8 protein-coding genes and 1 pseudogene are annotated in these 11778 nt (G+C 74.6%); all 9 read left to right on the top strand.

The features are described 5' to 3' along the window. The first annotated feature begins 5 nt into the window (after positions 1 to 5). The 9 genes and pseudogenes from ABD811_RS31945 to ABD811_RS31905 all read left to right on the top strand — a co-directional run bounded on the left by ABD811_RS31945 (position 6) and on the right by ABD811_RS31905 (position 11772). Positions 6 to 821: a TlyA family RNA methyltransferase gene (locus tag ABD811_RS31945; RefSeq protein ID WP_344955224.1), complete on the top strand. Its 816-nt coding sequence runs from the start codon at positions 6 to 8 to the stop codon at positions 819 to 821. A gap of 220 nt (positions 822 to 1041) precedes the next feature. Then, positions 1042 to 1923: pseudogene (locus tag ABD811_RS31940) on the top strand (NAD kinase); the annotation flags it as partial. A gap of 303 nt (positions 1924 to 2226) precedes the next feature. Next, positions 2227 to 3924, top strand: coding sequence for a DNA repair protein RecN (recN, locus tag ABD811_RS31935; protein ID WP_344955222.1), 1698 nt, complete (start codon positions 2227 to 2229; stop codon positions 3922 to 3924). A gap of 376 nt (positions 3925 to 4300) precedes the next feature. Continuing rightward, positions 4301 to 5536, top strand: coding sequence for a putative cytokinetic ring protein SteA (gene steA, locus ABD811_RS31930; protein WP_344955220.1), 1236 nt, complete (start codon positions 4301 to 4303; stop codon positions 5534 to 5536). Next, positions 5533 to 6489 carry a copper transporter gene (locus ABD811_RS31925; protein ID WP_344955218.1) on the top strand — a complete coding sequence of 319 codons (957 nt, stop codon included), beginning with the start codon at positions 5533 to 5535 and terminating at the stop codon, positions 6487 to 6489. Before steA ends, ABD811_RS31925 begins: the two co-directional genes overlap by 4 nt. A 56-nt stretch (positions 6490 to 6545) precedes the next feature. Next, a complete protein-coding gene (locus ABD811_RS31920) occupies positions 6546 to 7511 on the top strand; it encodes a hypothetical protein (protein ID WP_344955216.1) in 966 nt (321 codons plus the stop codon). Positions 7512 to 7623: 112 nt separating this feature from the next. Continuing rightward, complete coding sequence (gene murJ, locus ABD811_RS31915) at positions 7624 to 9264, top strand: murein biosynthesis integral membrane protein MurJ (protein ID WP_344955214.1); 1641 nt, start codon at positions 7624 to 7626, stop codon at positions 9262 to 9264. Continuing rightward, on the top strand, positions 9261 to 10451 hold the full coding sequence (locus ABD811_RS31910; protein WP_344955212.1) for a glycosyltransferase: 1191 nt from the start codon (positions 9261 to 9263) through the stop codon (positions 10449 to 10451). Before murJ ends, ABD811_RS31910 begins: the two co-directional genes overlap by 4 nt. Before the next feature lie 298 nt (positions 10452 to 10749). Beyond that, complete coding sequence (locus ABD811_RS31905) at positions 10750 to 11772, top strand: TerC family protein (RefSeq protein ID WP_344955210.1); 1023 nt, start codon at positions 10750 to 10752, stop codon at positions 11770 to 11772. The last annotated feature ends 6 nt before the right edge of the window (positions 11773 to 11778 follow it).

Here is an 11778-nt window from a genome sequence, read left to right as displayed (position 1 = left end):
TGCGCGTGGAGACCGCGCGGGCCGCGCTGGACGCCGCGCTGGTGCGCCGCGCGGCGGCGCGGTCGCGCGAGCACGCCGGTCAGCTCATCGCCGAGGGGCGGGTGCGGGTCGGTGGACGGGTCGCCGGGAAGGCGGCCACGCAGGTCGATCTCGCCGCCGCGGTGGTGGTGGACACCGCCGACGCCGGTCCCGAGTACGTCTCGCGCGGCGGGCACAAGCTGGCGGGGGCGCTGGCGGCGTTCTCCGGGCTGAAGGTGGAGGGGCGCCACTGCCTGGACGCGGGCGCGTCAACGGGCGGGTTCACCGACGTGCTGCTGCGGGCGGGCGCGGCGCACGTGTACGCGGTGGACGTCGGGTACGGGCAGCTGGCCTGGTCGCTGCGCACCGACGACCGCGTCACCGTCCTGGAGCAGGTGAACATCCGCAACCTGACCCCCGAGATGCTGGGCGCGCCGGACGTCCCGCCGCCCGACCTGGTGGTGGGCGACCTGTCGTTCATCTCGCTGCGGCTGGTGCTGGAGCCGATCAAGCGCTGCGTGGCGCCCGGCGCCGACTACGCGCTGATGGTGAAGCCGCAGTTCGAGGTGGGCAAGGAGCGCGTCGGCGCGGGCGGGGTGGTGCGCGACCCGGCGCTGCGCGCCGAGGCGGTCCGGGACGTCGCCGGGCACGCCGCCGAGCTGGGGCTGGGCGTCGCGGGCGTCGTCGCCAGCCCGCTGCCGGGCCCGTCGGGGAACGTGGAGTACTTCCTGTGGCTGCGCGCCGGGGAGCCCCCGCTGGACGAGGCCGCCCTGGAGAAGGCGATCGCGGAGGGGCCGCAGTGATCGTGCGTGCTCCCCGCCCGCGCGAGGACGCGACACGGTGCGCGGCACGGCACGCCCGGGCGCGTCCGGGCGGGATCTCGTGCTATCGGGCGTGGAACCGGAGGAACGCGGGAAAGGCCGCGAGGAGGGGCGAAATAGCGGCAAACTGGGGCGACGCGGGCAAGGCAGGTGGCGCGGGCGAAGGCGGCCGCGGCGCGGTGACGCGACCCGGGGAGGGCGTTTGAGCAAGAGATCGGTGCTGGTGGTGGCGCACACCGGGCGGCCGGAGGCGGTCCGCAGCGCCCAGCTGGTCATCACCCGGCTCAGCGAGGCCGGGATCGCGGTGCGGGTGCTGGACGGCGAGGCCGAGGACATCGGCTGCGTCGGCGTGCAGGTCATGCCGCGCACCGCCGCGGCGGCCGAGGACGCCGAGGTGGTGATCGTGCTCGGCGGCGACGGGACGCTGCTGCGCGCCGCCGACCTGGCCCGCGAGGCGGGGACGCCGCTGCTGGGCGTCAACCTCGGCCACGTGGGGTTCCTGGCCGAGGCCGAACGCGAGGACCTGACCAACACCGTCGACCGGGTCGTCACCCGCCGCTACGACGTCGAGGAGCGCATGACCATCGACGTGGTCGTGCGCCGCAACGGCACGGTGACCGACGTCACCTGGGCGCTCAACGAGGCCACCGTCGAGAAGGCCGAGCGGGAGCGGATGCTGGAGGTCGTCACCGAGATCGACGGGCGGCCGCTGTCGCACTGGGGCTGCGACGGTGTGGTGTGCGCCACGCCCACCGGGTCCACCGCCTACGCCTTCTCCGCGGGCGGCCCGGTGGTGTGGCCGGAGGTCGAGGCGATGCTGGTCGTCCCGATCAGCGCGCACGCCCTGTTCGCCCGGCCGCTGGTCGTCTCGCCCCGCTCGGTGGTGGCGGTGGAGGTGCTGCCGGACACGCCGCGGGCGGTGCTGTGGTGCGACGGACGCCGCACGGTGGGGCTGCCGCCGGGCGCCCGCGTGGAGGTCCGCCGGGGCGCGGCGCCGGTCCGGCTGGCGCGCCTGCACCTGACCCCGTTCACCAACCGGCTGGTCACCAAGTTCGGGCTGCCGGTCACCGGCTGGCGCGGCCGCCCCCACCAGCCCGCCCTCCCCGCCGACACCGCCCTCCCCGCCGAGACCGGCCTCGGCACCGACATGGGCACCGAGCTGACCCGGATGCGCGCCGCGCCTCCGCCGGACGCGCGCGACCGGACCGCGCCGCCCGGCCCCGATACCGGACGGACGACGCAGGACGCGGACGAAGAGGCGGAAAAGTAATGTGAGAGGACTCCGCGTGCTCGCGGAGCGTGCGGTTCGCGGCGCCCGCTACTCTCACCGGCGAGGCTCCGAAACCGGGATCTGTGGATGCGAGGGGTTGTGACGCTGGTGCGTCCGATGGTCGATGAGGTGCGGATCCAGGGCCTCGGCGTGATCGACGACGCCGTGCTCGATCTGTCCCCGGGGTTCAACGTCGTCACCGGAGAGACCGGGGCGGGCAAGACCATGGTGGTCACCAGCCTGGGCCTGCTGTTCGGCGGGCGCGCCGACCCGCAGCGGGTGCGGCCGGGCGCGGGCCGCGCCACCATCGAGGGCCGGATCGTCGTAGACCCCGGCGGCCGGGTGGTGGACCGGGTGGAGGAGGCCGGCGGCGAGCTCGACGACGGCGTGCTGATCATCAGCCGTTCGGTGTCGGCCGAGGGCCGGTCACGGGCGCACCTGGGCGGCCGGTCCGTGCCGGTCAGCATGCTGATCAACCTGGCCGACGACCTGGTGGCCGTGCACGGCCAGTCCGACCAGCAGCGGCTGCTGCAGGCCGGGCGGCAGCGCGCCGCGCTCGACCGCTACGCGGGCTCGGCGCTGACCAAGCCGCTGCGCGCCTACACCGCCGCCTACCAGCGGCACCGCCAGGTCGGTGCGCTGCTGGAGGAGCTGACCACCCAGGCCCGCGAACGCGCCAACGAGGCGGAGGTGCTGCGCTTCGGCCTGGAGGAGATCGAGAAGGTCGACCCCAAGCCGGGCGAGGACGTCGAGCTGGCCGCCGAGGAGGAGCGGCTGGCGCACGCCGACGCGCTGCGCGGCGCCGCCACCGCCGCGCACGAGGCGCTGCTGGGCGACCCGGCCGCGGTGATCGAGGCGGCCAACGTGGTCGGCCTGCTCGGGCAGGCTCGGCACGCGCTGGAGGCGGTGCGCGACCACGACCCGGCCCTGGCCGGGCTGGCCGACCGGCTGGCCGAGGCCGGGTACCTGGTGGCGGACGTGGGCACCGAGCTGGCCGCCTACGGCGACTCGGTGGAGGCCGACCCGGCGCGGCTGGCCGCCGTGCAGGAACGGCGCGCCGAGCTGACCGCGCTGACCCGCAAGTACGGCCAGACCCTGGACGAGGTGCTGGAGTGGGCGCGGCGGTCGGCGGCGCGGCTGACCGAGCTGGAGGGCGACGACCAGCGCATCGAGGAGCTGCGCGCCGAGCACGCCGAGCTGTCGGAGCGGCTGGCCGCCGAGGCGGCCGAGCTGACGGCGGTGCGCACGCGCGCCGCCGAGCGGTTCTCCCAGGCGGTCACCGAGGAGCTGACCGCCCTGGCCATGCCGCACGCCCGCGTCCAGGTCGCCGTCACCCCGACCGGCGAGTACGGGCCGTACGGGGCCGACGAGGTGGAGGTGCGGCTGGCCCCGCACCCGGGCGCCCCGGCGCTGCCGCTGCACAAGGGCGCCTCGGGCGGCGAGCTGTCGCGGGTGATGCTGGCGATCGAGGTGGTGTTCGCCGGCGCCGATCCGGTGCCGACCTTCGTGTTCGACGAGGTGGACGCGGGCGTGGGCGGCAAGGCCGCGGTGGAGATCGGGCGGCGGCTGGCCCGGCTGGCCCGCAACGCCCAGGTGATCGTGGTGACGCACCTGCCGCAGGTCGCCGCGTTCGCCGACCAGCACCTGCTGGTGGAGAAGTCCGACGACGGGTCGGTCACCCGCAGCGGCGTCACCGTCCTGGACCGCGAGGGCCGCGTGCGGGAGCTGTCGCGCATGCTGGCCGGGCTGGAGGACTCCGAGCTGGGCCGGGCGCACGCCGAGGAGCTCCTGCAGATGGCCGCCCAGGAGCGCTGAACGGCGCCCCGACGCACCGTGCGTTGTGGTTCGTCCGGGACACTCGCGGACGGCACCGTTCCGGCGGAACATGCATCGTTCTATGCGTGTCGTTCGGTATTTCATGGGTTGTCCGTAGGTGATCCGCGCGGAACGGCCGCGTTGATCGAGTAGTCTGCCCAGTGGACACGGGCATGCCGGTCACGTGCCGCAGCGCCTTACCGGGCGGCGCGTCGCGTGTGCGGCTCGCACACGGGCAGGCCCGCGCGACGCCCCGGCGGACGTCGGCGGTGCGGCGCGCGAACGCGACGGTGAACGCGGACGGTGAACGAACCGACACGGCCGGGCGCTTGTCGTTACAGGTGTCGGTTCAAGTGCTCTGGCAGGATGTCATGCGATGAACGACTCTCCGACCACCGAGCGTCGCGTCCGGCTGTCCCAGCGGCTGCCGCGGCGCGTGCTCGCCCTGGGCCGCGGCCGCGAGGACGACCGGCCCGGGGTCGGCGGCGTCGCCCGGCTCGACCGCCGCACCAAGAATCTGACCAAGCGGCTGCAGCCCGGCGAGATCGCCGTCATCGACCACGTCGACCTCGACCGGGTCAGCGCCGAGGCGCTGGTGTCGTGCGGGGTGGCCGCGGTCGTCAACGTGGCGCCCAGCATCTCCGGCCGCTACCCCAACATGGGGCCGCAGATCCTGGTGGAGGCCGGGATCCCGCTGCTCGACGACGTCGGCCCGGAGATCTTCTCCCGGCTGCGCGAGGGCGACCGGGTGCGGGTGGACGACGCGGAGGTGTACCGCGGCGCCGAGGTGGTCGCCAAGGGCACGGTGCAGACCGGCGAGACCGTCGAGGCCGCGCTGGCCGAGGCCAAGACGGGCCTGGCGCACCAGCTCGAGGCGTTCGCCGCCAACACCATGGAGTACATGCGGCGCGAACGCGACCTGCTCATCGACGGGGTCGGCGTGCCCGACGTCAAGACCCCGATCGAGGGCCGGCACGCGCTGGTCGTGGTGCGCGGCTACCACTACCGCGAGGACATCGCCACGCTGCGTCCCTACATCCGCGAGTACCGCCCGGTGCTGATCGGGGTGGACGGCGGCGCCGACGCGCTGCTGGAGGCCGGCTACCGGCCCGACATGATCGTCGGGGACATGGACTCGGTGTCCGACGAGGCGCTGACGTGCGGCGCCGAGATCGTCGTGCACGCCTACCGGGACGGCCGGGCGCCCGGCCTCAAGCGGGTCAACGAGCTCGGCCGCGACGCGGTCGTGTTCCCCGCCACGGCCACCAGCGAGGACATCGCCATGCTGCTGGCCGACGAGAAGGGCGCCTCGCTGATCGTGGCGGTCGGCACGCACGCCAACATGGTGGAGTTCCTCGACAAGGGCCGCGCCGGGATGGCCAGCACGTTCCTGACCCGGCTGCGGCTGGGCAGCAAGCTGGTGGACGCCAAGGGCGTCAGCCGCCTGTACCGCAGCCGCATCTCCACCTCCTCGCTGCTGTTCCTGGTGCTCGGCGCGTTCATCGCCATGACCACCGCCGTGATCATGTCGCCGGCCGGGGAGATCATCCGTCCCCTGCTGGCCGACCGCTGGCACGCGTTCCTCTTCTGGCTGACCGGACTGTTCACGTGATCGATTTCCGCTACCACCTCGTCTCCATCGTCGCCGTGTTCCTGGCGCTGGCGCTCGGCATCATCCTGGGCTCGACCACGCTGTCGCAGTCGGTGACCGCCGAGCTGAAGAAGCAGGCGAGCGACGCGGCCCGCAACAGCCAGCAGCTGCGCCAGGAGCAGCGCCAGCTGGAGGCCCAGCGCGACGGCGAGGAGCAGTTCGCCAAGACGCTCGGCGCCGACCTGGTCGTCGACCGGCTCAAGGGCCAGTCGGTGGTGTTCGTCGAGACGCCCGGCGCCAGCAACGACAGCATCGAGCAGCTCAGCGAGCTGGCCAAGACGGCGGGCGCCACCGTCACCGGCCGGGTCACCATCCAGAAGAAGTTCCTGGACGACGACCAGGTCGGCACCGTCGACGAGCTGGCCGGCCAGCTGCGGCCCGAGGGCGTGACGCTGCCCGACGGCGGCGGCCCCTACGACCGCGCGGGCGCCGTGCTGGCCAGCGCGCTGGTCACCCGCGACACCGCGCGCAGCGGCCGCGAGGACGCCGAGGGCGGCGCCGTGCTCAACGGGTTCCGGCAGGCCGGGTACCTGACCTCCACCGGCCGGCCCGGCCAGCACGCCACCCTCGCCGTCATGATCGCGCCGTCCACCCCGTACCAGTACGAGGGCGGCGAGATCGACAACCGGGCGCTGCTGTCGCTGGCGGCGGCGCTGGACGGCGCGGGCCGCGGCGTCGTGGTCGGCGGGCCGTCCACCTCCGCCCAGGAGGGCGGGCTGATCGCGGCGCTGCGCGACTCCGACGTCCGCAAGCAGGTGTCGGCGACCGACATGGTCGACACCTCCTCCGGCCGGGTGGTGGCGGTGCTGGCGCTGCAGAACGAGATCGCCGGCACGTCCGGCCAGTACGGCACCGGGTCGGGCGTGAGCGGCTACCTGCCCTCCCCGGTGCCCACCGCGAGCAAGAGCGGGTGAGGAACGGGTGAGCCCCTATGACCTCCACTGAGATGACCCCCACTGCCATGACACGGATGACACGGCCCGCGCCGGGCGGGACGAGCAGCACGGCGGCCCGCGTCCTGGCCGTCGCGGCGCTGGGCGCTGTCGCCGCGCGCGCCGCGTACGCGGCCGCGACGCGGCGGCCCCCGGGGCTCAACGGAAAGCCCGGAGACGAGGTGTGGGGCCGCACCAACCACCGCGGCGAGCCGGTCACCCTGCTGGAGGGCCCCGCGTTCGTGGCGGGCGCCGCCGCCGGCGGGCTGCTCACCCCCGGGCTCGGCGGCCGGATGCGCGCCGCGGCCCTGCTGGCGGGCACCGCCTCCGGTGTGCTCGGCGGCTACGACGACGTGGCGGGCACGACGTCCTCGCGGGGGTTCAAGGGGCACCTGGGCGCGCTGGCGCGCGGCGAGGTCACCAGCGGCGCGGTGAAGATCCTCGGCATCGGCGCCACCGGCCTGGCCGCCGCCGCGGTGGCGGGCTCGCCCGCGCCGACCCGCACCGGACGCGCGTTCGACACCGTCGTCAACGGCGCGCTCGTCGCCGGTAGCGCCAACCTGATGAACCTGTTCGACCTGCGTCCCGGCCGCGCCATCAAGGTCGGCCTGCTCACCGGCACGCCGCTGGCGATGACCGGGTCGCGCGCGGTGGTGGCCGCGCCGCTGGGCGCCGCCGTCGCGCTGCTGCCCGAGGACCTGGGGGAGCGCGCCATGCTCGGCGACACCGGCGCCAACGCGCTGGGCGCCCTGCTCGGCCTGGCCGCCACCCGCCTGGGCCGCGGTCCCCGCCTGGCCGTGCTGGCCGGGGTGGCCGGGCTCAACGCCGCCAGCGAGTTCGTCAGCTTCACCAAGGTCATCCAGCGGACGCCGGCGCTGAACTGGCTCGACATGCTCGGCCGCCGTCCCGTCGCGCCCCCGGCCGCGGGCCCGCAGGCCGGCGCCTCGGTGCCCGCCCAGCCCGGTCCCGCCGACTCCGAGCACACCGCCGACCCGGCGCCCTGACCCGCACCGCCGCCGTCCCGCCCGGACGTGACGGCACCCCCGCCTCGACACCCGACGACGACCCCGCGCGCCCACGCACCCACCGCACCCCCCGGGCGCTCCCCGGACAGACGTGACACAGACCCCACTGGCACCGGACACCGTGACCTCACCACTGCGCCGCCTCACCGGCGGCCTGGCGGGCGCCGCCGTCGTCATCGGTGTCATCACCGTGCTGTCGCGGCTGGCGGGGTTCGGCCGCACCTACGCCTTCTCCCAGACCGTCACCACGTCCTGCCTGAGCCAGGCGTACTTCACCTCCACCCAGCTGCCCAGCATCGTGTACGAGATCGTCGCGGGCGGGGCGCTGGCCAGCATGGTGGTGCCGGTGCTGGCGGGCCCCGCCGAACGCGGCGACCACGAGCGGGTGCGCCGCATCGCCTCGGCCCTGGTCACCTGGATCGTGCTGACGATGGTGCCGCTGTCGCTGGCGCTCGCGTTGCTCTCCCGCCCGATCATGCACCTGCTGGTCCGGGGCGACCTGGAGGGCTGCTCGCGCGCCGGGGTCATCGCGGTCGGCGGCGACATGCTGGCGATCATGTCGTCGCAGATGGTGATGTACGGGCTGGCGGTGGTGCTGTACGGGGTGCTGCAGTCGCACAAGCGGTTCGTCGCGCCCGCGCTGGCGCCGCTGATGTCGAGCCTCGTGGTGATCGGCGCGTACCTGGTGTACGCGCCACTGGGCCGCGGCTACGAGAACGACCTGGCGCGTCTTCCGGCGTCAGCGGAGCTGACGCTGGCGGTCGGCACCGCGTGCGGCGGCGTGGCGATGGCCGCGACCGCCGGGTTCGCCGTGTGGCGGTTGCGGCTCGGCCTGCGTCCCACGCTGCGGTTCCCCGAGGGGGTCGCGCCGCAGGTGCGGCGGCTGGCGGTGGCGGGCCTGGCGACGGTGGTGGCGCAGCAGCTGTCGGCGCTGCTGGTCGTGACGCTGAGCTACCGGGGCACCGGTGGCGCCCTGGCGAACTACCAGTACGCCTGGGCCATCTACCTGCTGCCCTGGGCGATCCTCGCGGTGCCGATCGCCACCAGCGCGTTCCCCAGGCTGTCGGCACGGGCGCACGACGGTGAACGCGAGGAGTTCGACCGCATCACCGCCTCCACCACGCGTGCGGTGGTGCTGGTGTCGTGCGCGGGCGCGGCCGTGCTGGCGGCCGTGGCGCTGCCCGCGTCCGTGGTGTTCAACCCCGGCCGCGCCGACCAGCAGGAGGTGCTGGCCCGGGCGGTGCTGGCCTTCGCCCCAGGGCTGCTGGGGTACGGGCTGGTGGCGCACCTGGGGCGGGTGCTGTTCGCCTGCCGCCGCGGCAGGGTCGGCGCGTTGGCGACCGTCACCGGGTGGGGGCTGGTGATGGCCGCGGACGTGGCGTTGGTGGTGGTCGTGGAACGGCAGTGGGTGGTGGCGGCGCTCGGACTGGGCAACACGGTCGGGATGACCGTGGCGGGGGCGTTGCTGCTGGGCGTGCTGCTGAGGGCCCGGGGGCGGGCGGCGGTGCGGGGTGTGCCGCGCGCGCTGGCCGCCGGGGTGGCCGGGGGCGCCGGCGGCGGCGCCGCCGGATACGCCGTGGCCGCGCTGCTCGGCGCGGGCGGGCAGTTGTGGAGTGTCGGCGTCGCGGTGCCGGCCGCGGCCGCCGCGGGAGTGGTGTTCATGATGATCGCGTTCGTGGTCGACGGCCGGGACCTGCGGGCCGTCCTCAGCCGGAGGGTCACGCGAGGATGACTGACGAGATGGGTGCCGAGAAGGTGGACGGGATGCGGGTGGCGCTGGTGCTGGCCACCAGCGCGGGCGGCGTGGGACGGCATGTGCGGTCCGTGGCCGCCGGGCTGGTGGAGCGCGGCGCCCGCGTCGCGGTGTGCGGGCCGCCCTCGACCGAGGAGCAGTTCCGGTTCGGCCGGGTCGGGGCGCGGTTCGCCGCCGTCGACATCGCCGACCGGCCGCGCCCGGTCAACGACGCGCGTGCCGTGGCGCGGCTGCGCACGCTGCTGCGCGACGCCGACGTCGTGCACGCGCACGGGCTGCGGGCGGGCGGCCTGGCCGTGGCGGCGTGCGCGCGCGTCACCCCGGGGCCGCTGCGGTTCGCGCAGGGCGGGCCGCCCGTCGTCGTGACCCTGCACAACGCCGTCATCGCGGGCGGGAAGACGGCCGCGGTGTACGGGGCGCTGGAACGCGTCGTCGCCAAGGGCGCGGCGATGGTGCTGGGCGTGTCGCCGGACCTGGAGGAGCGCATGCGTGCGCTCGGGGCGCGCCACGTCGAGCACGCGCTGGTGCCCGCGCCCGCGCCGAGGAGGCGTCCGGGGCCGGAGGTGCGCACCGAGCTGCGCGCCGAGCTGGGGGTGGAGGAACGGCCGCTGGTCGTCACGGTCGGGCGGCTGGCCGAGCAGAAGGGCCTGCCGACGCTGCTGGACGCGGCCGCCGGCTGGGCGCGCCGCACCCCGCCGCCGCTGGTGGCGATCGTGGGCGCCGGTCCGCTGGAGGACGAGCTGCGTGCGCGGATCGAGGCCGAGGACCTGCCGGTGCGGCTGCTGGGACGGCGGTCCGACGTCCCGGCGCTGCTGGCGGCGGCCGACGTGGCGGTGGTGCCGAGCGTGTGGGAGGGCCAGCCGCTGATCGTCCAGGAGATCCTGCGGGCCGGGCGTCCCCTGGTCGCCACGCGCGTCGGCGGCATCCCCGTGATGGTCGGCGGCGGGCCGTCCGAGGGGCAGGGCGAGGCGGCGATCCTGGTGCCGCCGCAGGACGCGGCCGCGCTGGAACGGGCCGTGGGCCGGGTGCTGGACGACCCGGCGCTCGCCGTGCGGCTGGGCGCGGCCGCCGCGCAGCGCGCCACGTCGCTGCCGACCGAGGACGACGCCGTCGACCAGCTCGCGGGCGTCTACACCCGTCTCGCACAGTCCCGGCACACCCTTTGACGCTCCCCGCGGCGGACGAGTTCAGATTTTTCTCGAAAAAGTTGGACTGAGTGGGAACCGCCCCGGTGGGGCCTGCGTTGAAGCCGGTAGTGGAGGGGAGTATCCCTGCGCGCGGGCTTCCGTCAGCACGGCCGGCAATGGCGCCGACCCGGGACCCGCGGTCCGCTCCGTAGGCGGGCGGGAGAGACCTCCGGCGTTGAGTTATGCCCTGGTGCGGGGGAGGGCCCCGCACCCCAGGACCGACGCGTGACGGTACGCGCTGCCGTCATGACGTCGCGCACGCCGGAGGAGTACTGCGTTGAACGTCGCGCCATGGGTGTGGATCCTGACCGTGGTCGGGCTGTCCGCGATCATCGTCATCGATCTGTTCCTGATCAACCGCGGGGAGAACAAGGAGTTCACCACCCGCCGGGCCGCCTTCTGGTCCGTCTTCTACATCAGCCTGGCCGTGCTGTTCGGCGTGGCCGTGTGGTTCTTCGCCGGCGGCCGGTACGCCGGTGAGTACTTCGGCGGGTTCGTCACCGAGAAGAGTCTCAGCGTCGACAACCTGTTCGTGTTCATGGTGATCCTCACCAGGTTCGCCGTGCCCCGGCACGCCCAGCACACCGTCCTGATGGCCGGGGTCGTCATCGCGCTGATTCTGCGCGGCATCTTCATCGCCCTCGGCACCGCCGCGCTCAACAACTTCACCTGGGTCTTCTTCCTGTTCGGCGCCTTCCTGCTGTGGACCGCGATCGGCCTGGTCCGGGGCGACGACGAGGAGGAGGTCAAGGAGAACGCGCTGCTGCGCTGGGCCAAGCGGGTGGTGCCCACCACCGACGAGTACGAGGGCGACCGGATGCTGACCCGCCGCGACGGCCGCCGCATGTTCACCCCGCTGTTCATCGTCATGATCGCGATCGGGTCCACCGACGTGCTGTTCGCGGTGGACTCCATCCCGGCGATCTTCGGGCTGACCACCGAGCCGTACCTGGTGTTCACCGCCAACGCCTTCGCTCTGATGGGCCTGGTGCAGCTGTACTTCCTCATCGGCGGCCTGGCCGACCGGCTGGTCTACCTCTCCTACGGGCTGGCGTTCATCCTCGGGTTCATCGGCGTCAAGCTGATCCTGCACGCGCTGCACGAGTACGGCGTGCACTGGGCGCCCGACATCTCGATCTGGCTGTCCCTGACGGTCATCGGCTCCACCCTGGCGATCACCACCGTGGCCAGCCTGATGGCCGGGCGCCGCGGCGAGGGCCGGAAGGACGAAGCGGCCACCGGGGACGAGGCGGCGGAGTCCGCGGACGGGCGGCCGCAGGAGGCGACGGACGTCCACTAGAACCGA

It is taken from the genome of Actinomadura miaoliensis (genome assembly GCF_039536785.1).
GTDB lineage: Bacteria > Actinomycetota > Actinomycetes > Streptosporangiales > Streptosporangiaceae > Spirillospora > Spirillospora miaoliensis.
This window is presented reverse-complemented; position numbering and strand designations above follow the sequence as displayed.